Source organism: Prosthecobacter gellanilyticus, assembly GCF_007992435.1.
In the GTDB taxonomy this organism is placed as follows: domain Bacteria; phylum Verrucomicrobiota; class Verrucomicrobiia; order Verrucomicrobiales; family Verrucomicrobiaceae; genus Prosthecobacter; species Prosthecobacter gellanilyticus.
On sequence record NZ_BKAG01000024.1, the window covers coordinates 13226 to 36623 of the forward strand.

13 protein-coding genes are annotated in these 23398 nt (G+C 59.2%); 7 read left to right on the forward strand and 6 right to left on the reverse strand.

The window, feature by feature from the left end:
- Nucleotides 1-124 precede the first annotated feature (124 nt).
- The 4 genes from galU to BGE01nite_RS16380 all read left to right on the forward strand — a co-directional run bounded on the left by galU (nt 125) and on the right by BGE01nite_RS16380 (nt 6870).
- Nucleotides 125-1006 carry a UTP--glucose-1-phosphate uridylyltransferase GalU gene (gene galU, locus BGE01nite_RS16365; protein WP_146851563.1) on the forward strand — a complete coding sequence of 294 codons (882 nt, stop codon included), beginning with the start codon at nt 125-127 and terminating at the stop codon, nt 1004-1006.
- 99 nt (nt 1007-1105) lie between these two features.
- The gene (locus tag BGE01nite_RS16370) at nt 1106-3913 is read left to right on the forward strand and encodes a M16 family metallopeptidase (RefSeq protein ID WP_170266834.1); all 2808 of its coding nucleotides are present in this window, start codon (nt 1106-1108) and stop codon (nt 3911-3913) included.
- A 659-nt stretch (nt 3914-4572) separates the two neighbouring features.
- Nucleotides 4573-5817 (forward strand): argininosuccinate synthase, encoded by a 1245-nt coding sequence (locus BGE01nite_RS16375; protein ID WP_146851565.1) that lies wholly within the window; start codon nt 4573-4575, stop codon nt 5815-5817.
- 21 nt (nt 5818-5838) lie between these two features.
- Nucleotides 5839-6870, forward strand: coding sequence for a twin-arginine translocation signal domain-containing protein (locus tag BGE01nite_RS16380; protein WP_146851566.1), 1032 nt, complete (start codon nt 5839-5841; stop codon nt 6868-6870).
- A 124-nt stretch (nt 6871-6994) separates the two neighbouring features.
- Here BGE01nite_RS16380 and BGE01nite_RS16385 read toward each other — a convergent pair whose 3' ends face one another.
- Entirely contained in the window at nt 6995-8485 is a 1491-nt protein-coding gene (locus tag BGE01nite_RS16385) for an outer membrane protein assembly factor BamB family protein (RefSeq protein WP_146851567.1), read from the reverse strand.
- Nucleotides 8486-8509: 24 nt separating this feature from the next.
- Here BGE01nite_RS16385 and BGE01nite_RS29025 point away from each other — a divergent pair, with 24 nt between their 5' ends.
- A complete protein-coding gene (locus BGE01nite_RS29025; RefSeq protein WP_170266835.1) occupies nt 8510-8914 on the forward strand; it encodes a Dabb family protein in 405 nt (134 codons plus the stop codon).
- 297 nt (nt 8915-9211) lie between these two features.
- Nucleotides 9212-13645 (forward strand): immunoglobulin domain-containing protein, encoded by a 4434-nt coding sequence (locus BGE01nite_RS16395; RefSeq protein WP_170266836.1) that lies wholly within the window; start codon nt 9212-9214, stop codon nt 13643-13645.
- A 14-nt stretch (nt 13646-13659) separates the two neighbouring features.
- Here BGE01nite_RS16395 and BGE01nite_RS16400 read toward each other — a convergent pair whose 3' ends face one another.
- From BGE01nite_RS16400 to BGE01nite_RS29030, 5 genes are all read right to left on the reverse strand, one after another.
- On the reverse strand, nt 13660-14952 hold the full coding sequence (locus tag BGE01nite_RS16400) for an MFS transporter (protein ID WP_146851570.1): 1293 nt from the start codon (nt 14950-14952) through the stop codon (nt 13660-13662).
- A gap of 21 nt (nt 14953-14973) precedes the next feature.
- Entirely contained in the window at nt 14974-15393 is a 420-nt protein-coding gene (locus BGE01nite_RS16405) for a ketosteroid isomerase-related protein (RefSeq protein WP_146851571.1), read from the reverse strand.
- 83 nt (nt 15394-15476) lie between these two features.
- Nucleotides 15477-16085, reverse strand: a complete 609-nt coding sequence (gene msrB, locus BGE01nite_RS16410; protein ID WP_218033008.1) for a peptide-methionine (R)-S-oxide reductase MsrB — start codon at nt 16083-16085, stop codon at nt 15477-15479.
- A gap of 87 nt (nt 16086-16172) precedes the next feature.
- Complete coding sequence (locus BGE01nite_RS16415) at nt 16173-17333, reverse strand: aminotransferase class I/II-fold pyridoxal phosphate-dependent enzyme (protein ID WP_146851572.1); 1161 nt, start codon at nt 17331-17333, stop codon at nt 16173-16175.
- Nucleotides 17330-18010 (reverse strand): tetratricopeptide repeat protein, encoded by a 681-nt coding sequence (locus BGE01nite_RS29030; protein WP_170266837.1) that lies wholly within the window; start codon nt 18008-18010, stop codon nt 17330-17332. Before BGE01nite_RS29030 ends, BGE01nite_RS16415 begins: the two co-directional genes overlap by 4 nt.
- 145 nt (nt 18011-18155) lie before the next feature.
- Here BGE01nite_RS29030 and BGE01nite_RS16425 point away from each other — a divergent pair, with 145 nt between their 5' ends.
- Nucleotides 18156-23078: a PVC-type heme-binding CxxCH protein gene (locus BGE01nite_RS16425; protein WP_146851574.1), complete on the forward strand. Its 4923-nt coding sequence runs from the start codon at nt 18156-18158 to the stop codon at nt 23076-23078.
- Nucleotides 23079-23398 lie beyond the last annotated feature (320 nt).

The window sequence follows — 23398 nt, forward strand, 5'->3', positions numbered from 1 at the left end:
AAGGGGACATCGAGACGCTACCAAGGAGGCAAGTTCCTGGCACTCCCTTTTTTATCTCGGAAACAAATGAGGGCCAAGCCCTGCTTGCCAGAGGCGGGAGGTCAGGCCTAGCCTTCCACCTTCCATGAAAGTCCGCAAAGCAGTCATCCCCGCCGCCGGTTTCGGCACCCGCTTCCTTCCCATCTCCAAAGCTGTGCCGAAGGAGATGCTGCCGCTCGTGGACAAGCCGGTCATTCAATATGTGGTCGAAGAAGCGGTGGACTCGGGCATCACGGATATCCTCATCGTCATCAGCCGGAGCAAGCGGGCCATCGAAGAGCACTTTCATCCCATCATGGAGCTCGAGACCGAGCTGGAAGCCAAAGGCCGCACGGAGGATGTGGAAACACTGCGTCGGCTGCAGAGCATGGCGCGCATTCACTTCATCTGGCAGCCGAAAATGGGCGGCCTGGGTGATGCGATCCTGTATGCCAAAGATCATGTCGGCGACGAACCCTTCGCCGTTCTGCTGGGTGATACCGTGGTGACCACCAAGGATGCCTCACGCCCCGTGACACGCCAGCTCGCCGATGTGGTGGAGCAGCATGGTGGCTCGGCCGTGGCACTGCAGGAAGTGTCGGCGGAAAAGGTCAGCCGTTATGGCATTCTCGGCGGTGATGAGATCGCTCCCGGACTCATTCGGGCACGGCAGTTTGTGGAGAAGCCGAAGCCGGAAGCGGCCCCCTCTCGTCTGGCGGTCAGCGCACGTTACGTGCTGTCCGCACGCATTTTTGATCACCTGGAAAAGACGCCGAAGGGCAAGGGCGGCGAGCTTCAGCTCACCGATGCAATGGCTTCCCTCATGCATGAAGAGGCGCTCCATGGTCTGCGCTATGACGGCCAGCGGCACGACATCGGCAACAAGCTCGATTTCATCAAAGCGAACCTCTATTTCGGCCTCCAGCGCGAGGACATCGGTGGGGCGCTGAGGGAGTATGTGAACTCTTTGGCGGCTGGCGTGGTCTGAACGACACCCTTTGCATCCGCAGGGGCAGGAACCTGCACGGAAATGAACATTTCCTCGACAGAAAGGCGGGTTCCGTCGTTTGTTTTAGCAATCCAATCCATGAAGCCCCTGTTCCGCGCCGCCTCGCTTTGCCTCGTTTTCCTCAGTTCCGCCCGTGCTGACTGGCCCCAGGCCACCAGCGATCTGAAGGCTGACCCCAAGGCCACCTTTGGCCAGCTGGAAAACGGTCTGCGCTACATCATCCTGCCGAACGAGGAGCCTCCGGGCCGCGCCAGCATCCGCTTCTACATGGATGTCGGCTCGCTCATGGAAGAGGACGACCAGCAGGGCATGGCGCACTATCTGGAGCACATGGCCTTCAATGGCAGCCGCCACTTCCCCGGCGGTGAGATGGTGGAGTACTTCCAGCGTCTGGGCATGGGCTTCGGTGCGGACACCAATGCTCACACCTCCTTCAAAGAGACTGTCTACATGCTGGAGCTGCCCAAAATTGAGATCGACATGCTCAATGAAGGCCTCAAGCTCTTCCGCGATGACCTTGACGGCATGGCTCTGGGCGAAAAGGAAATCGACAAAGAGCGCGGCATCATCCTGAGCGAAAAGCTCAGCCGCGACAGCATCGAGTATCGGACGCAGATCGCGGGCTATGAGTTTGCACTGCCGGATTCCTTGCTGCCGAAGCGTCTGCCGATCGGCATCGAGAAGACCATCAAGACCATGCAGCGCCAGCGCTTCGTGGACTTTTACTCCAAGTGGTACACCCCCAAGCGCGCCACGGTGGTCGCCGTGGGTGACTTCAAAGATGTGCCTGCCGTGAAGGCTGCGATCGAGAAAAACTTCGCTGATGCCAAGTCCAGCTCCACCGCTGAAGACCCAACCTTTGGCAAGATCACCGCAGGTCGTGGCCTCATGGGCAAGCTGCACACGGAGATGGAAGCCAAGGCCGTGGACCTTTCCATCGAGATCCCCCGCCCTGCCAAAAACAAGCCGGACACCTCCGCCAACCGCCGCGAGAAAATGGTGCGCGATCTTGCCGACGCGATGCTTAACCAGCGCTTCTCAACGCTCGCCAAGGAAGAGAACACGCCCATCCTCGGCGCTGAGTCCTACTGCTATGAGTATCTGGAGTTCGTGGAGATCACCGGTGCCATGGCCCAGTGCCCGCCAGATCAGTGGAAGCGCGGTGTCACCCTTCTCGAAACGGAAATCCGCCGCGCGGTGGAGCATGGTTTCACGGATGCTGAGTTTGAAGAAGCCAAGTCCAGCCTGCTCAAAGCGATCGAGCTTCGTGCCGCTCAGGCTGACAGCCGCAAGTCCCGTGATCTTGCCAGTGCACTCGTTACCTTGGTCGCGAGCAACAAGGTCATCACGCATCCGACCGATGACCTCGAGCGCGTGAAGGCAGCCCTCGCCAACCTAACCAAAGAAGAGTGTCACAAAGCTTTTGTGGAAACGTGGAAGAGCGAGGACATCCAGGTCTTTGTCGGTGGCAAGCTGAAGCTTGAAGGCGATTCCTCGCAGCAGATCGTCGACGTCTATAAGGAGAGCGCGAAGAAGCCTGTGGAAGCACCGAAGAAGGAAGAGACCGCCGCCTTTGCCTACACGAATTTCGGCGAGGCCAGCAAGATCACGAATCAGAGCGTGGTCAGTGATCTCGAGATCACCCAGGCCACTTTTGCCAACAACGTGCGCGTCAACATCAAGCCCACGCCGTTTGAGAAAGGTACCGTGCGTGTCACCATCGGTTTCGGTGGCGGCAAACTGACTACGCCGAAGGACAAGGCTGGTATCATTCCTTTCGCGCAAAGCACCTTCATCCTCGGTGGTTTGAAGGACCACAGCGCGGATGATCTGCGCCGTCTCTTCGCCAGTAAGACCGTCGCCATGGACTTCAATGTGGGTGATGAATCCTTCACGCTGAGCGGCCGCACCACACCGGCTGATCTGGAAGCCCAGCTCCAGCTTCTCACCGCCTTCCTCACTGCTCCGGGCTATCGCGAGGAAGCTGAGCGTCAGTTCCGCCAGAACATCGAGCCGATGTACATCCAGCTCGCTCACACCGCCGAGGGCATCATGGGAGACAAGGTCGTGAGCCATATCCACAGCGGTGACTATCGCTTCGGTTTCCCGGCCCAGGCCGAAATGGAAAAGCGCAACCTCAAGGAAGTCGCGGAGTGGCTGAAGCCTGCGCTTACCGAGGACTATATCGAAGTCTCCATCGTCGGTGACGTCGAGCCCAAGGCCGCGCTGGATGCCATCGGCAAGACCCTCGGTGCTCTGCCAAAGCGTGCCGCTGAGAAGCCCAAATACACCGCTGAGCGCAATGTCCCCTTCCCATCCCCGGGCAGCACCGACTTCAAGTTTGAAACCGAGATCCCGAAAGCCATCGCCTGCCTCTACTGGCCTACGGGTGACATGCTGGACATCAAACGCACGCGCCGCCTGAATCTGCTTTCTGCCGTGCTCGATGACCGTCTGCGCATCAAGGTGCGCGAGGAACTCGGCGAGACCTACAGCCCCGCCTGCTATCATGTCGCGAGCGATACATTCACCGGTTACGGTTACGTGACCGCGATGATCGAGTGCAAGCCCGAGCAGGCCGCCTCGCTGAGCGAGCTCGTCACCAAGATCGCCAACGATCTTTCCACTGGCGAGATCACCGATGACGAGTTCGAGCGTGCCCAGAAGCCCATCATGACCCAGGTGGAGCAGATGCGCCGCGACAACCGCTACTGGGCCCAGAACGTGGTCCGCAACGCCCAGGAGCATCCTGAACGCATCGAGTGGAGCAAGAACCTCCTCACCGACTTCAGCGGCATCAAAAAGGAAGACATCAGCAAGCTCGCCCAGCAGTTCCTCGGCAAAGGCCGCGCGGTGAACGTGGTGGTGATGCCGGAGAAGAAGTGATCTCTGTGAACAAGCTTCATCGCATTCAACTCCTCACTCTCACCGCTGGCGGGAGGATTCTGCGCATGGAAGACGAGGCGAGCGGTCTGAGTATTGAGCGAAGGCTCGATCCTCGACTCCCGTTGGTTGTGCAGAAGGAACGGCTGGAACGCCTTTTTGAAGCCATGCTTCAAAGTGATTTGTCCGTCGTTGGGAGCTGACATGGCCTGATGGCTGCCTCATGACTTGAGTTTTCAGCCTCGGAGAGGCGGCAGGAAATAGGCCACGGCTTCAGCCGTGGTTGATGGACCGCCCCTTTCAAAATGAACCAGAGTCCCGGAAAGGGACGAAAGAGCCTCTCGCAAACACAAAACAGCCTGCGAGACTTCAAGGGTGGACGGAGGCCTCTTTCGTCCCTTCCGGGACTTTGACTCAGGCAAATAACCCCGCCGTTCTAACGCACGGTTGAAACCGTGCGCTATTTCCTTTCGCCTCTCTGAGGCTCCGGGCCTGACAGGCAGATTGACACAAGGCTAAATTGCCAGCTTCCGACAGATGAAAGGGCCTTTGCAAAGCATCAGAGTCCTCTGTGTTATCTGTGGTTATAATTCAGGGCTGCCGCTAACACTGGGATTGCCAGGGGAAAATCCCGGTCTAGTCTCGCGGCCCCAGACCCCTCTATGAAGAAAAAAATCGTCCTCGCTTACTCCGGCGGCCTCGACACCTCCGTCCTCCTTTCCTGGATCAAAGAAACCTATGATGCCGAGGTGATCGCCTTTTGCGCGAACATCGGCCAGGACGATGAACTGAAGGGCCTGAATGCCAAGGCCAAGAAGACCGGTGCCTCCAAGATCTATGTGGACGACCTCCAGGAGGAGTTCGCCAAGGATTTCATCTTCCCGATGATGCAGGCCGGAGCCATCTACGAAGGCCAGTATTTCCTCGGCACCAGCATCGCACGTCCGCTGATCGCCAAGCGCATGGTGGAGATCGCCAAGGCTGAAGGTGCCACGGCCATCGGCCACGGTGCGACTGGCAAGGGCAATGATCAGGTGCGCTTTGAGCTCACCGCTGCCGCCCTGGCTCCTGAGATTGAGATCATCGCCCCATGGCGCGACGAGCGTTTCCGCACCCAATTCCCTGGCCGCGTTGAAATGATCAAGTACTGCGAAGACAAAGGCATTCCGATTCAGGCAAGTGCGAAGAAGCCCTTCTCCATGGACCGCAACCTCCTGCACATCAGCTATGAGGCCGGCATCCTGGAAGATCCCTGGTTCAACGCGGGTGATGTGAAGTATCGCGAATACTTCACCACGCTTTCCGTGTTCCCTGAAGACGCTCCCGACAAGTCCGAGTACGTCGTGCTCGACTTCGACAAGGGCAACTGCGTGGCCGTGAACAGCAAGCCGATGGGCCCGCTGCAGGTCATGAAGACGCTGAACAAGCTCGGTGGCAAGCATGGCGTGGGCCGTGTGGACATGGTGGAAAACCGCTTCGTCGGCATGAAGAGCCGCGGTGTGTATGAGACCCCCGGCGGCGCCATCCTGCACTTCGCGCACCGCCAGATCGAAAGCCTCACCATGGACCGCGAAGTCATGCATCTGCGTGATGGCCTCGTCCCTGAGTATGCCAAGCTGGTGTACAATGGTTTCTGGTATGCTCCGGAGCGTCTCGCCCTCCAGGCCCTCGTCACCGAGAGCCAGAAAAACGTTTCCGGCACTGTCCGCGTGAAGCTCTATAAAGGTGGCATCCACGCCGCAGGCCGCCAGAGCCAGTTCAGCATGTACAACCCGCACATCGCCACGATGGAAGCAGATCCGACGAAGGCCTACAACCAGGACGACGCCACCGGCTTCATCCGCCTGAACGGCCTCCGCCTCCGCGTGAACTCCCAGGTGAACGGCGCGAAGAACCTCGGCCGCTAAGCCTAACCAACTCCAGCTCTTATGACGCCCGTCACCAGCCGCCGTCGCTTTCTTCAAACGAGCGCCGCCGGAGTGGTGGCGGGCTTTCCTTTTATCAGGGCTGCGGATGCACCCGTGCTCGGCCAAGGTGAGTTCAAGTATCGCGTCGTGCCCGGCTGGGGTGCGCTGGATGACAAGACGCCGGTGAAGAACTGCCACGGCATCGTCCGTGATCGTGAAGGGCACCTCATCCTGCTCACGGACCACACCGCGAACAACGTCATCATCTATGACAAGGCTGGCAAGATGCTCAGCAAATGGGGCACGCAGTTTCCGGGCGCGCATGGCTTGTCCATCGTCAAGGAAAGTGAGCGCGAGGTGCTCTTCATCACCTGCTTGCAAACGCATCGTGTGGTGAAGACCACGCTGGATGGCGAAGTGCTGCAAGAGTGGCGCTGGCCGGAGAGCACAGGCAAGTATGCCAAGGAGGCGGACTACAAACCCTCATGGACGCTGCACCTCGCGGACGGCAGCTTCTTTGTACTGGATGGCTATGGCAAGGACTTCATCACCCGCTATGACGCGAGTGGAAAGTTGGTTAGTATTTTCGGCGGTCAGGAAGGTGGAATCACCCACTGGGGACCGCATGGCGGCATGTCCGATGAAGACGTGCCAGGTTCGTCGAATCTGCTCATCGCCATGAGTGACCAGCAGTATCTGCTACGTCTGTCTTATGATGGAAAGAAGCTCGCGCAGATCGATCTGCCCGGTGGCAATCCACGCCAGATCCGCAAGCATGAGACCAACTACTTCGTGGCGCATCTCGCGGACAACTGGCCAAAGGATCGCAACTCACGGGGCTTCATCTCCGTGCTCGATGTGAACCTGCAGGTCATCTCGAACGTCGCCGGCACCGCGCCTTCTTATGACGATGGCGCCAAGCTCAAGCCCATGAAGCATCAGGAGGATGTCTTCATGCATCCGCACGATCTCATCGTCGATAACGAGCACAGCCTGTATGTGGCGCAGTTTGCCTCAGGCAACACCGTGCCGATCAAGTTGGAGCGGGTCTGACAAAGTAGTGCAGGGCTTCAGCCCGAACCCGGGTGGAATACATGTTCAGTATTCGATCCACGCAGGAACAACGTCCAACGATGTTCAAGGCTCTCACGCGCTGAAGCGCATGAGTACATTGGTGTCACTCACCGCGCAGATCGTAGCAGATGACACGCATGCTTGTCTTTCGATCCAGCCCCTCTGCCTGCTGACGCACATACAGCAAGCCGTGGCTGAGTGATGGCAGGCTCCAGGTATTCAGCGCATAGAAAAGCTGCGCACGCTGAAGTTCCTCGCAGCCTTCGGGGGTGAGCTTCAGCCAGTGCAGGCTGCCGGTTTCACCGAGGCAGAGGAAGGCTCCATCCACCTTCATCAAACTCGCACGCAGGATGCTCAGGCCCACAGGCTGGGTGCGGCCCATGATGCCGGAGAGCACGCTGTCCTGCCACTCGATGTTCTTCGTCCAAACTTCGGCTCCCGTGTCCGCATTCACGCAGACGAGACGTGAGTTGTTCTCGCGTTCACCATCGATGGCGTAGAGATGGCCGTCTTGGTAAACGGGCGTCATCCAGTGGCAGGCCACCTTTTTTGAGGACCAAACTTCCTTGGCTTTGAACTCCGCATCGTATTCCACCATGACACCACCGATGGGCTTGTTCTTGGGATAACAAGTGGTGATGAAAGCGCGGTTCTTTTCAGGAATGGTGACCGGGCTGCTGCCCGTGGCCTGGATGTACTCATCATCGCGCCAGGGGAAGCGGTCATGCAGAGTGCCTGTGCTTGGATCGATGCAGAGAAGCCCGCCAATGGCCGGGTTGCTCTCGCCACCGGCATAGATCAGCACCTTGGTCTTGCCATGAAGCTGGCTCAATACGGGCGAGGCATAGCTGGCACCCCACTCGTCTTCGATCTTCCACCTTACCTCACCGGATTTCAGATCAAAGGCCGCCACGCTGACCCCCTTGCTCGCCAGCTTTTCCGAGCGTTCACGACGTTCTTCAAGACCATCAAAAGCCATGGCCTTGCCACCCACATTGACGATGACCTTGCCCTCATGGATCAGCGGTGATGAGCCTGCGCCGAAGAAGTCCTGCGGCACGTTGTACTGCTTCCGCAGATCATGCTTCCAGAGCTCCTCACCCGTCTTGAGATCAAAGGCGTGAAGTTCTGAAGTGACCCCCAGAGTCACCACGATGTCACCGGTAATCACGGGACTGCCACGCGGGCCATTGCCGAAGCCATAACGGTCTTGATACTCGATGGGATAGTCCTTGATCCAAAAGCGACGGCCGGTCTCACGGTGCAGACACTCCACCGTCTCCTTCTTTTTTAGCGCATGGAAGATCACGCAGTAGTCACCGCTGATCGCAGGCGAAGTATAAGCTTCCCCCATCGCCACTTCCCAGACTTTCGCAGGACCCGCCTCGGGCCACTTTTTCAGCAAGGGGGTTTCGATGCTGGAGGCATCATCATTCGAACCGAGGACACGCGGCCAGTCGCTGGTCTTGGCAGCAGTTGCCAGAGCCTTCGGCGCGGCATGGAAGGTCAGGCGGTCGAAGGCTTGCGGCTCCTGCGCGAGGGCAGTTCCGAAAAGCAATCCCAGGGTGAAAAACAAACTCGACGATCGGCTCATGAAGACGCAAAACTAAAGACCTTCATGAAAAACGCCATTGCCATCTTCTCCCTTGCTGCTGTTTCCCTGCTCGCCTCCTGCACGTCCTGCCCGCTAGGTCACAAGACCACGGCCAATGGCAAAGTGGAGCACATTGTGCTCGTGTGGCTGAAGAAGCCCGGTGATGCGGCTCAGCGCGCCCAGGTGATCAACGCGGCGAAGATGTTCCAGGCTGAGATCAAGGAGATCCAGCATCTCAGTGTCGGCACAGCGCTGGCCAGTGACCGCCCGGTGGTGGATGACAGTTTCGATGTGGGTCTTGTGATGCGCTTCGCCAATGCCGCTGACCTCAACACCTATGAGAAACATCCGGTGCACACGAAGGCCGTGAAGGACGTGCTGCAGCCCATCGCCAAGAAGCTGCAGGTCTACGACATCGTGGCACAGTAAGAGCCATCACAGCATGCGAGTTGCATGATTCCGGAGTTCGGAGATACTCCGGACGCGGTTTTTCATGCTTGTTTTCCAGGCGCATGGGTATAAAAAACTAGCAGAGAAGGTTAGGAAAGAAGCACCCGAACTTCGGCCGACCTTCTGCTGCGCCGAACGAAATGCCTGGATGCCGTTGCGGTATTCAAAGCTGTGGTGTCCCCCGTCAGTCAACAAACCCCTGCCTTTCCTATGGTTACGCATGTCTTCCCCCGGGCTTTTCAGCCTCTCTTCGCCATTCTGCTGACTACCTGTGGCTTGTGGTTTTCACCTCGGGCTCAAGCTTTCGAAACGACCTGGGACCCCAGCTTCAACGTGCCGGGCGCTGACTTCCAAGTCTACACCATGGCGGAAACAACCACGGACATCTACTACGCTGGTGGCTTCCGTGCGATCGGGACTGCCAAGGCCGCATTCATTGTACGCTTTCATAAGTCTGACTCCACCTGGCATCCGTTGCCTGGGGGCACCAATGGAGCGGTAAACAAAATCCTGTTCGTCGGGCCTGACCTTTATGTAGGCGGTACTTTCACTACGGCTGGCACCACCACGGTGAACAACATCGCCAAATGGAATGGCACTACGTGGTCGGCACTCGGCACCGGGATCGCCGGCGGATTTGCGCCGGCTGTCAGTGACATGACCCAGTTTAACGGCCAGGTGTATGTAACAGGTTCATTCACCACAGCGGGAGGAGTGACGGTCAACTCCATCGCACGCTGGAACGGTGCGAGCTGGTCAGCAGTGGGCACGGGGCTAGCCGACGTCGGCTTCTCGGGTAGCGGCAAAGCTCTCGCGGTCATGGGATCCAATCTCTATATCACTGGCGAATTCGAAACCGCAGGTGGTGTCACTTGCAACAACATCGCCAGGTGGACGGGATCAACCTGGGAAGCTCTGCATCCAGACGGCCTGTCTGGAGGCGGTGGGCGGGCTTATTGTCTCGCAGTGATGGGTGCCGACCTCTATGTCGGCGGTTATTTCAGCCGTGCGGGCACGGTGCAGTTCGGCAGTGACAACCTGATGAAGTGGAACGGCACCACTTTCTCGGGGGTCGGCGGTGGCGCGAATGATACCGTCTACTGCCTGACCTCGGATGGCAGCAACTTGTACGTCGGCGGGGAATTCACGTCGGCGGGTGGCGTGGCGGCCAGTCACGTGGCCAAGTGGAGCGGTAGCACCTGGAGCGCGCTGGGTGCTGGCACCAACGGGGATGTCTTGAGCGTCAGCGTCCTCAATGGCGGCATCCTGTACGCAGGCGGCACCTTTTCCACGGCAGGGACGGCGGCAGCCTCCAAGGTGGCACGTTGGACCGGCAGCGCTTGGGAGGCTATCACCAGCGGGAAAGGCCTGAGCGGCAGCGTAAATGCGATGGTGGACACCGGCACGCACATCTATGTCGGCGGCAGTTTTGTGACGGCAGGCCCGATCATCGCCAATGGCATCGCGCTTTTTGATAAGACAGCGGAAACGTGGAGTCCCCTTGGCTCCGGCTTGGGAGTAACGGGGCCCCAGGCGAGTTTTGGCTCGGCCTCCGTGTCAGCCATTCTGGTGGACGGTGCGAATGTGTATGTGGGAGGTTCTTTCAATCTCGCGGGCGGCCTCGCCGTGAACAACATCGCCAAATGGGACGGCGTGAACTGGACGGCTTTGAGCAACGGGGTCGGGAGCTCCGTGACCGACATCGTCAAGATCGGCAGTGACCTCTACATCTCAGGCTTTTTCAACACCGCTAGTGGAACGACGGTGAACTGTGTCGCCAAATGGAATGGCACCGCTTGGTCAGCTCTGGGCAGCGGCGTCAGCAGTTCCGGCTATGTGACCAGCCTGGCGGTGATGGGCACGGACCTGTTCGTGGCTGGCAATTTCACTATGGCAGGAGGCGGGGCAGCCAAGAACATCGCCAAATGGAACGGCACCGCTTGGTCAGCTCTGGGCACGGGTCTGGATTATGAAGCCGAGGGCCTCCTGGTGGATGGCAGCGACCTGTATGTGGTGGGCGAATTCGAGAAGGCAGGTGGTGTGACAGTGAATGGCGTCGCCAAGTGGAACGGTAGCGCGTGGTCGGCCCTGGGTGCGGGAACGAGTTTCTTTCCCCCCACCACTCTCACCAAGAGCGGCAGCAATCTTTTCATCGGTGGCCGGTTCACCTCGGCTGGCGGTAGCCCTGCCCAGTATGTAGCTGCTTGGAATGGGACCGCCTGGGAGGCCGTCGCCGAAAACTTGGTGGGAGTCGGGCTGCCAGAACCGTCCGTGAACTCCATCATCATCAATGATACCAAAGCCTACTTTGGCACCACGCTCATTGCTGCCGGCAACGTGCCCTTTGGCCGCTTCGGCAAGGCCACACTCACGGCGTCCTCCAACAAGCCGCTGGTCGATATCTTTGGAGGCACTCTTCCCAAGACCACCAGCGTCTCCATCGCGGTGACCGTCAATCCCAAGGGACTCACCACCACCGCCACGCTGCACTACGGCACCACCCAGGAGTTTGGCACGACTAAGAGCATCCCCCTTTCGCCACCCAATGGCACGGCAGCGAAGACCATACTCGTCCCCCTCACCGGCCTGACTCCGGGGACGCAGTACTACTACCGCGCCATCGCCAGCAACAGCGCCGGCACCTCAGAGACGCCAATCAACAGCTTCACCACTCCTTCGCCTCCCATCATTGATGTTCCCCCTGCCAGCAACTTCGTTGTGCAGGGCACGAACCTGACTTTGACGCCCGTCGTCAGAGGCACGCCGTTTTTGACCTATCAGTGGCTGAAGAAGACAACACCCATCCCCAACGCCCAGGGTCCGAACTTGGTCCTCAATGCCATCACGCTGGCCCAAGCCGGTGAGTATGCGGTGAAGGTCACTAACGGGTACGGCACCGCCACGTCCACACCGCTGGCCAAGATTGCGGTCATTGATACCACGGACAAGGTCGTCGGCGGGAAGGCGCTGGCCACACTCGTCATCCCAGTGCCCGCAGCTGGCCCGGGCTTGACCTTCCAGTGGTATAAGGGCGGCCAGATCCTGGTGAAAAACGCTTTGGGAGGCCGTGCCACCGGCGTCGACACCGCCAAGCTGAGCATCGCCAAGTTCTCCGCCGCCGATGAGGACAACTACACCTGCGTCGTGAAGCTCGGAGCCTTTGAGCGCACCACTGGAATCATCGCCGCGAAGGTCCAGTCACCACCGCAGATTGCCGCTGTCCCTGAATTTAACCTGCCGTGGATTGTCAGCGGCAGCGTGGATGCCCAAATCACTGAGCTGATCACCTTTCTGGATCCTCTGCTCCAGAATCGGCCCACGAAGTATGTCATCGCCAACCTGCCCACTGGGCTAACCTATAATACGACCACCGGGGCTATCAGTGGCAAGCCTACCAAGTCAGGCCCCTTCAAGGTCAAGATCACCGCCTCCAACAGCGCCGGTGCCGCGCTTCCTGTGGAGGTCACTGTTAACGTTGCCGCGCTGGACACGCCGCTCGTCGGTGTCTTCAATGGTCTGGTGGCGCGCAGCACGGATATGAACTCGAAGTACGGCGGAACGCTGAATCTCACCACGACTCTCGGTGGCGGGGTTTCTGGAAAAGTGGTCATGGCAGGAAAAAGCTACTCGCTCACCACAGGCGCTCTCAATGCCACGGCAGGCGCGAACGCCACGGCTCAGATTCCCGTGAAATTCGGCACCGTCACGCTGACCCTCTCCATCACCATCAACCGCACGACTGGCGAGCTCACAGGCACCCTCAGTGACAATGATGAGGGTGAGTATGGCAGTGCTGATGTCAGCGCATGGCGCAATTCATGGAGCGGCAAGACTCCTGGTGAGACGGCCACCGCGCACTCCACGCATCCCTTCACCGCCATCGTGCGCCCGACGAGCAGTTCGTCCACGATTCCGCCGGGACAGGGTTATGGCTTCCTCACCATCACGAAGACTGGCATTGTGACCTGGAAAGGCCAGCTTGCTGATGCCACGACTATGACTTGCAGCACCACCATGGGCCCCAACGGGGAGATCCCTCTCCACGTTATGCTTTACACGAACACTGGGTCACTTCAGGGCTGGACAAAAGTCACCGCAGACAACGCCACTCCGGCCAACAACCTGCTGGACAATCTCGCTGGCCAGAACCTGACCTGGTTCAAAAATTCGCAGCCAGCCAAGTCAACCACCCGCAGCTACAAGACAGGCATCTCCCTGCATAATCTCATCATTGAGGGCAGCGCCTGGCCGAAACCCACTGGCCTGATTCCACTCACGGGTCTCAGTGATGCCAGCGCCACGAACAATGCGCAGATCGTCTTCACCGGCGCTGGAGTTGAAGCATCAGTCACGGCCGGGGGCGCCCCTCTTACGCAGTCTCTGCGCATCAAGTCTCCTTCCAACGCTGTTGCCATGCCGCCTGCGGCGCAAAACCCAGGCACCGTCACCCTGAGCCTCAATGCGGCCACGGGCGAAATCAAAGGAGCCTTCACGCTGAAGGCAGACCCCAATCCCTTGCAGACCAGTCAGAAGCTCAACCGCACCGCCAACTACTTCGGCGTCGTGGTGAAGCGTCTCGGCAAGGGCTTCGGACACTTCAACCTTGCCAAGCTGCCGGAAGCCCTGCCTGGGCAGACGCCAGCAGCCACCACGCCCACCACTTCACCGATGCGTTCAGGTTTGGTTGAGCTTAAAACGCTGAGTCCATAAGGATTTTCCACTCTTCAGATCTCAGTGTCCGGCACCGGAGCCACGTGGGCATCGCGTGGCTCCGGGATGCGCAGCAGTACAAGAATGGAGCCGATCGCGCAGGCTCCGGCCAGCCATGCCACCATGTGGAAAGATTCAGTGATCCGATATACCTGACCTGCGATGAAGCTGGAAAGCAGCAACGAGAAGACATTGCAGAAGCTGAGCATGGCCTGCAGCGTGGAACGACGCTGCACTGGGCACAGCTCTGCGGCCAAGGTGAGATCTCCCACCCGGTCAATGAAGAGTCCTAAACCGAGCGCGAAGTAAGCGATCGTGAAGCCGGAGAAGTTCGCATTGAACATGACCCAGCCGCACAGGGCCAAACAAACAATGCGGGAAGCCAGCATGAGGACTTTGCCGCCGCGGAAGTAGCCCACCCACCCAGCGATGAGGCTGCCAAGCACCGTGCCCACAGCCTGCGAAGTCACAAAGTGGCCCTCATCCGCCTCCGGCCTGCCGGTGACGTGCAGCGCATGGATGGTGAGGAAAGACACCAGCATCAAGAAGCCCGTGCCCAGAAAACGGGCGAACACCAGCTTCTTCAGATGCTTCTGGGCAGCAAAGAGCGCAGGCAGGCTGCGGAGATAGTCGCGGTAAGGCAGACGCGCGGTGCGCGGTGGCTCTGGATGCCCCATCGGCTCACGCATAGGGAGCTGAGATACCCAGGACAGGAAGAGCAGTGCGAAGGCCGCGAGATGCAGCCAGGCATAACCTTGACGACCGGGGATGTGAGTCAGCACCCAATGAATCACCATGCCAGCCCCCACGGCCAGACAGGCCTGCATGATGTAGCGCGCGGACCAGCCCGCCGCGCGGACCTTCTCAGGCACCATGCGGGTCACCATTTCCATCCAGGCCACCACATTGAGGCCGCCGATGAGACCAGAGACGACCGGTGTCAGCACGACCAAGGGCAGAAGCCATTCATCCACGTCTTTGCCCAAGAGCAGGATGAGGCCAGTGATCAGATAGGGCAGCCTTTGCAGCAGCCCGAAGCCCAGGACCCAGGGCTTGAAGCGGGTGAGCCGCTCCACCACCGGTGCAATGAACAAGCCCATGCAGGCAAAGGCTGCGGGCAGCAGCACTGGCATGACGGCGATCACCCAGGGCTTGCCACCGAGAGACTGCACCATCTTTGGCAGCACGCTTTCAGGGGCGAGGAAGGCCGTGCCCCCCATGTAGAAACCGCCTTCCAGCACATGGCACACGAAGTTCCGCCGCACATGATGCGCGTCCCGCTGATGATGATGTGCCTCGGCAGACATGCGGAGCCGTTTGTGGGCAGATCAGGCCGCCCCGACCTGCTTCAACCAGTCCTTAAGATTGTAGTAGTTCGTCACACGTGCCACCTGCGCTCCACGCAGGTCAAAGAAGGCGCCCACCCGCAGCCAGTAGGTCTGGCCGGTGGCTTCAGGCAGACCTTCATCCGTGTTGAGGTATTTGCCCCGGATGTAAAACTCGGCCGCGCCCCGCGTGCCATCCGCATTGGCGAAGACCACAAGCTCCTCCACCTGCTCCGCGTAACTGCGGTCCATGCGCTGGAGAAAGGCGCGAAAGGCATCCTTGCCCACCTCGGCTCCGCCCTGGTTGATGTCATGGATCACATCCTCGGTGAGGAGGGCCAGCATCGCTTCGCGGTCACCGGAATTGAAGGTCGCATAATAGGCGCGGAGCAGAGCTTCCGCCGCAGTCTGAGAATCGGGCATAGTCCTGCTTAAGGTGGAGGGGCGGACGGGAGCGTCAAGCCCAGGGCTGTAGCGCCCTGGGCCGCTCGAAACCAACGGCCTGATCAGGGCTTTTTGACTTCGACTCCAGCCTCCTTGGCCACCTCTTCCTTTTTCTTCTCCACGGCTGCTGAGCCGAGTTCCAGGAGCTTGGGGGCCGGACCGCCCTGAGCCACATAGTTCAAAGCCACACCATTGATGCAGAAGCGGCGCTTCGTCGGCGTGTTCGCGGACACGGATTCCTTCTCGAAGACATGCCCCAGGTGGGCGCCGCAGCGCTTGCACACCGTCTCCACGCGAATCATGCCGTGGGCGTTATCAGCGCGCTCCAGCACGTTCTTGGCCTTGGAAGCATCATAGAAGGACGGCCAGCCGCAGCCGGAGTGGAACTTCTCCTTGGAGGTAAAAAGCTCCACGCCGCAGCACACGCAGTAGTAGGTGCCTTCACCCTGCTTCTCGAAGGTTTCATAAACCTCGCCAAACGGGCGCTCAGTGCCGGCCGTGCGGGTCACGCGATACTGCTCCTCGGTGAGACGCTTCTTCCATTCTTCTTCGCTCAGGGTGACTTCGGGTTTGGACATGGCTTTGTCTTTGTCAGATGAATTGGGTTTGTCCTCCGCACAGGCTGGCATGAGGGAGGCGATAAGGATCAAAAGGCTGAGGGCGTTTTTCATGAGGATACGTGTCTACCAACGTAAGAGACAGGCCGCACTTTGCTATTCCTCAAAGATAGAAACGGAACGGCCTGCCTTGAACAGGCTTTACGCCTCGGCAGGGGCTGCGGATTCGCCAAGCCCGACCTTGGCGAGCTCCGCCAGAAGCCGCCTGATCTGCGCCTCGCTATGTCCCGCCGTACAGGTCACTCGCAGCCGGGCGCTGCCACGAGCCACGGTGGGGTAGCGGATGGCGGGGATGAGCAGTCCTGCCTCCCGGAGCTGGGAACTGATATCCATGGCTTTTTGCTCGTCGCCGATGATCCAGGGAACGATGGCGCTGGTCGGCAGCGGATCGCTTTTCAGCAGGGCCAGATTCTTCCACAATCGACCGCGGCGTGTGTCGCCGTCTTTGCCCTGAAGGATCTCGCAGATACCGACAAGGGCCGCATGGGCGACAGCGGGTGGCGGTGCCGTGGAATAGACGAAACTTCGGGCACGATTGATCAGCCAGTCGATCACCTGACGACTGGCCGCGAGATAGCCGCCGCTCAGCCCGATGGCCTTGCTGAGGGTGCCCATCTGCAACTCCACTTGCCCTTCGAGCCCCAGCTCAGCCGCCAGGCCCCTGCCCTGCGGGCCAATGACACCCACGGCATGAGCTTCATCGAGCATGAGCCAGGCACCATGACGCTCCTTGAGCGCCACGATCTCCACCAATGGGCAGCGATCTCCATCCATGCTGAAGATGGACTCGGTGACGATGAGCACACGCCCCGTAGCGGTTTGCAAAAGCTTCTCGAGCTTGCCGAGATGGTTGTGAGGAAAGACGCGGATCGTGGCACCACTCAGGCGTGATGCATCGACAAGGCTGGCGTGGCAGAGCTTGTCGAGGATGATGGTGTCACCCTGCCCCATGAGTGCGGGGATGGTGCCCATGGCGGTGGCATAACCGCTGGAGAAGGTGAGCGCTGCCTCGGTGCGTTTGAAGAATGCCAATGCGTCTTCCAGATCCCGATGCGGTCTCAAGGTGCCGCAGACCAAACGGGAGGCCCCCGAGCCAGCACCGTAAAAGTCCACACCTTCCTGCATGGCCTGCTTGAGCACCTCACTGTCCGCGAGACCGAGGTAGTCGTTGGAGGAGAAGTTGACCATCTCCTTTCCGTCCACTTTCACCACCGGACCTTGCGTCGACTCCACCAGCCTCAGCTCACGCCAGAGATCCTGCGCGCGCCAGTCGTCGATCTGCGGCTGAAGATCCCAGCTCATTCCTTGAGCCTCCGCTCGAGAATCTCATCCTTCTCCACACCGAGCGCGAGAGCCTTCTGATAGCTGCGCTTCGCCAGCTCGATGCTCGGGGGCTTCTGATCCACATAGAGGAGGGCCAGATTAAAATGCGCGATGCCATACTGCGGGTTCAGCTCGATGGCTCGTTGCAACTCAGATTCCGCTGCGGTGTGCCAGCTCAAGGCACGAAGGGTGATGGCGAGGTAGTTGTGCGCGCGAGCATCCAGCGGGTCTTCATGGATGGCGCGGGTGAACATGGAGATGGCCAGATAGGTGTCCCCCCTTTCGGAATAGAGCAGGCCCAGCGCATTCCAGGACTGCGCCACCGAGGCATTGTGCTTCACCGATTGCTCAAAGCACTCGATGGCCTCTTTCGTCCGGCCTGCCTGCTGCTCCACGGCGCCCAGGTTGGCCCAGGCGAGGGCATTCTTGTCATCCACGGTGAGCATCTCCTTGTAGGCGGCCCGGGCGGCTACCCAGTCACGCTTGCCAAAGGCATCCGCGGCTTTTTTCGCCAGCGTGGCGGTGTGATCAGGCAAAGGATCTGCCTGGCCAATGGGAAGCTGCTCCAGCTTGGCCGCTGGTTTTTCCTGGGCTGAAGCTGCCACAGACAGGAAGATAGAAGATGCAAAGACGAGATGCCGGTTCACGCGGTGCATAGTGGATAGGCGGCTGACAAATGCCAGCGCCTTCCACCGGTGGGTGATGGCTGAGGGATCTTTCCCCCATGTGTATCCCAGATAGCGTGCCGTGCAAAAGCGGGCTTTCCACGATGCGTTGGTTTCGCATAGCCTGACACCAACCATGAAACGCCTCTGTTCCACCCTTCTTTTATTCGCGCTAGGCTCCATGCTCTCCGCTTCCGCGGCCGAGCCGCTGCGCGTCTTCATCCGTGCGGGGAAGAAATCCCACGCGCCGGGAGCGCACGACTTCCCGCAATTCCTGAAGGACTGGGTGCCGCTGCTCAATGAACGCGGAGCGAAGGCTGATGGCAGCCTGGAGTTCCCGACCAAGGAGCAGCTCGACAAAACCGACGTGCTCATTCTGCACGCGCAAGAGGCCGGCAACATTCAGATCGGCAGCGAGCGCAAGAACCTCGACGAGTTCCTCGCCCGTGGCGGCGGCCTCGTTGTGATCCACGCGGGTGCGGTTTCCAAAGACCATGACTGGTTCAAGGGAGTGATCGGCGGTTCCTGGAAGTTTGGACAGACGAAGTGGCTGGAAGCCCCGATGAGCCTCTACTTCACCGATCACGACAATCCGATCACGAAGGACATCACCAACTTCGATATCGATGACGAGATCTACTATGACATGGATCTGCTCCCCGAAGCCAAGATCCTGGCCGCTGCCTACACGCCGAACACACCACAGGTGAAAGGTGGCAACAAGGAAGCCCAGGCGCGCGCTGCTGAAGCCGTGGCCAAGCACAAGGGCGTGAACATCTATGACATCCAGCCGCAGATCTGGACTTATGAGAAGGACAAATACCGCGCCTTCACCTGCATCCCCGGCCACTGGTACAAGAACTTCAGCCATGTCGGCCTGCACACGGCCATCCTGCGTGGCATCGCCTGGGCGGGCAAACGCGAGAACGTGGACGAATTCTGCAAGCCTAACGAATTGGGTGACGCGCTGCGTTATGCTGAAGGCGGCTGCCCCAGCCCGCAGGAGCTTCCAAAAGCCCTGGAAGTGCATCCGGAGTTCAATCTCTCCCTGGTGGCTGCCGAGCCGCTGATCAACAAGCCGATGAATGTGGACTGGGATGCCAAGGGCCGGCTCTGGGTCACTGAAACACCGGAGTATCCGAATGGCCTGCGCCAGTCGAATGTGGAAGCCTGGAAGGACAGCGGTTCCTCCAAGCCCGGCCAGTATGATCGCAAGCCGATGGACCGCATCTCCATCCTGTCAGACAGCAATGGCGATGGAATCATGGACAAGAAGACCGTGTTTGCGGATGAGATCGAACTCGCCACGAGCAGTGTGTTTTACAAAAACGGCGTGCTGGTCTGCGCCGCGCCAGACATCTGGTTCTTTGAAGACACGAACGGCGACGACAAAGCTGACAAGCGCACAAAGGTTTACACCAACCTCGGCACCCGTGACACGCATGCCGTCATCAACAACATGCGCTGGGGTCTGGATGGCTGGGTCTATGCCACGCATGGCTACAGCAGCAGCGAAGACGTGACCTCGGGCGATGGCAGCAAGCACTTCGGCCCCATCGGCAGCGGTGTGGTGCGCTTCAAGCCAGATGGCAGCGCCATCGAGCAGTATTCTTCCAAAGGTGGCAACACCTGGGGTCTCGACATCACCAATGACGGCCAGGTCTTCTGGACCCAGCCGACGAGCGGCATCGTGCTCTTGCACACCGTGCTTCCTGAGTATGTTTTGGCGAAAGGCAAGCTGCCAGGCGTGACCTCCTGGAAGGGCATGGTGGAGCGTGAGAACACTTATCCCGCCATGCACTGGGAGCAGCAGGCCTATGTGCAGATCGACTATGTCGGCAGCTACACTGCCGCCGCAGGTTGCGCCATCTATGAAGGCGGCGCCTGGCCGCAGAAGTGGAACTACAGCTACTTCACCACGGAGCCGACGCTGAACATCGTGAGCCATCGCTTCGTCACTCCCGATGGCGTGACCTACAAGGCCGCGAAAGAGCCGGGCCGCGAGGAACTGGAGTTCATCCGCAGCAAGAACCTGTGGTTCCGCCCGATCGAAGTCCGCACGGGTCCGGATGGCGCGCTGTATGTGGTCGACTTCTGCAACCAGGCAGTGATCCACAACGACACGCGCGGCCCGACTCATGGCCCTGCGAATGCCGCTGTTCGCCCTGACCGCGACCATTATTATGGCCGTATCTGGAAGGTGACCCACAAGGAATCGAAAGCTCCTTCGGCCACCGCTTATCGTCACAAGCCAGAAGCCAAGGGCAACCAAGGCAGCAAGGCGCTGCAGGCCTATGACGCGGCCAAACAAGAAGTGCAGAACGAAAAGGGTCGTCAGCAGATCCTGAAGGATTTCACAGCCGCCCAGGATGACTGGACTCGCTCCGCGTTGATCGCTGCGGCGGCTGAACAGCCTGCTGATGTCATCATCGCGGCCTTGTCTTCAGGCTCGGCTGAATCCCTCTCTTCATTTGTGGGAGCACTGCTTCCCGCTGCACTGCCAGCGAATGCCGAGAAGCTCATCGCAGCTTGTGCCAGCGGAGACAGCAAGGCTGATGTGATCAAGAACGTCGTGCTTCGCGGCATCGCCACTTCTGTGAGTGAGGCTCCTGCGATGTCACCCGATTTGACGGATGCTTTGAAGAAGCTGCTTAATCAACAGGCAGTGGCAGCGACAACTTTCCCACTGATCGCAAAATGGGCCAAAACCGGTGAACTGGCCGATTTGGTGAACAAACATATCAACGACTGGAAACAAACTTTGAACGACCCAGAGTTGCGCGGCCCCCATGGCAGTCGTGCGGCTGCGGTTTTAAACCTATTGTCAGTTAGCGCTTTAACGCCAAAACTCTACAATAGCGTTGCATCCAGTCTTTGGGAACCCGAGGTCGATGAACGCCTCAAAGAAGCCATCATCGAAGCATTCTCAGACCAGGATGGCGATGTCGCTGGAAGGGTCTTGTCGATAGCATATCCAACACTCACACCGAGCCTCAAGCAAAAATCGTTTGAGACCATGATGAAGCGACCCGAAGCTACCAGTGCCCTGCTCGATGCGGTGAAGGCTGGCACCATCAAACCCGAGAGTTTCTCCCCTGGTGATGTGGCCCGGCTGCGCTCACACCCGAACAAGCCGATCGCAAAGCGCGCGAATGATCTCTTCCAGATCAACAATGCAGCGAAGGATGCGATCATCGCCAAGCTGGCACCTGAAGTGGAGAAGCCCGGCAACACCGCGAATGGTAAGATGCTCTTCACCGCGGCTTGTGCAGTCTGTCATAAGATGGATGGCGTGGGCATGGCCGTGGGTCCTGAACTAACCGGCATGGGCGCGCATGGTCCGGCTGAACTGCTGGTGCACATTGTGGATCCGAACCGCGAGGTCGATCCGAGCTTCTGGGCCTTCAACTTCACCACGAAGAAAGGTGAGACGCTGCAAGGCGTGATCACTGCGGAGAACAATGCCACGGTCACGCTGGCCACTCAGGTGGGTGTGCGTGAGATCTCCAAGAACGACATCGACAAGCGTGAAAACACCCGCCGCAGCCTGATGCCAGAAGGCCTGGATGCGCTGGGGCCTGATGCACTGCGTGACATCCTGGCTTACATCTGTGGTGATGCGATGAAGCAGTTCCGCATCCTGCATCTGGCGGATGCTTTCACCGCCGACAGCCGCGAAGGCGTCTTCGCCGGTCCTGGGCCTAACCAAGGTCAGGTTCGCCTGAGCAAGTTCGGCAACGTGAAGATCCAGGGCGTGCCCTTCTTCATCCAGGATGCGGCGAAGAGTCCCACCGGTGCGAACCTCATCGTGCTCAAAGGCGGTCCCCCGAAGAGCCAGAGCGACACCTTCTCCGCGAAAGTGACGGTGCCAGTGAATGTGGCAGCAAAGCGCCTCCAGCTGCTCAGCGGCATCTCCGGCTGGGGCTGGCCTGCGGTGCGTGATGAGGAACCTGCCGTCAAAGCCACCGTGGTCTATGACAGTGGTGAGAAAGAGGAGTTCAGCCTCATCAACGGCGTCCACTTCTCCGACTACATCCGCCCCACCGAAGTTCCTGGCTCACGTTTGGTGGAGGAGGAACTTACCGAAGGCCAGCAGATGCGCCTGGTGACCCTGGAACTCACGAAGAAGGGCATCGCGAAGACGCTCATTCTTGAAAGCCCGGCTGGAAACAAGACAGCGCCGGTCATTGCCGCGATCACGGCTGACATCGAAGGCAAAGGTCCTGCCGCCGGCAGTGCTGATACGAGCAAGCGCCCGCCACCTGCCGCCAAGGGCAAAGGTAAAGGAAAGGGCAGGAAGGATGAAACGGCGAACATGAAACCTGAAGACGCGCCGAAGGCAGGTGGCCCAGGTGATGGCCCGCTTGTCCCCGTGAGTCCCGTAAACTGGGAAGCAGGCAAGACCAAGGTGCTGGTGATCGGTGGTGGTTCCTCGCACAACTTCGCCGAGTTCTTCGGCAAGACCGATGTGGCCACGCTCAAGGCCGCAGGCTTCAGTGTTCACTACACCGAGGACCGCGATCAGGCGGCCAGCGAACTGGCGAATGCAGATGTGGCCATCATCAGCGTGAACCGGAAGTTCTTCGACACGGCGGCCTATCGAAAAGCATTGTTTGATTTCGCTGCTGCGGGCAAAGGCATCATCATGCTGCATCCTGGCACCTGGTATGGTTATGCTGGCTGGCCGGAGCTGAATGCGCAGATCGTCGGCGGTGGTTCACGCGGCCATGACAAGATCCATCCCTTCGATGTGAAGGCTGTGAAAGCCGATCACCCGGTGATGGCGGGCGTGCCCGCGAGCTTCAATGTGGAAGACGAACTCTACTACATGAACGCCGAGCCGGCCAACATCCCGCCCGGCACCGCCAAGATCACCGTGCTGGCCGAGACCAGCCCGAGTGACAAATACAAGGCAGGGCATCCGAGCGTGTGGATCACCGAACATCCGAAAGCGAAGATCGTCGGCATGGCTCTCGGTCATGATGCGCGCACGCACGATCTTCAGCCCTACAAGACCCTTCTCACCAATGCGGTGAAGTGGGCCGCTGGAAGCCGGTGACCCGCTGACCGTCGAAAGCATTCCCCTGGAGCGACCGCCTGCTTGTTGGAAACATCTCCGCCCATCCCCGACGGGGAGAAAGCGAGTTTGTAACCTACAAGCAGGCGCTGTCTTTTCATGCCTCAATTTAAGGAAACCAGCGCAAATTTAAGCCATCCACCAAATCCGATAGGAGTTGTTTTGGAAGCGCTACACAGGGGAGACAAAAATTTAACAAGGGCCTGAAACAAGCAGCCGTTTTTTCGGAAAACTGAGTTGGGCTAGCTTTTGCGCAAAAAGCGATTCTATGAAATGTTTCTCGTGATTCCGTTTCTCTTTAA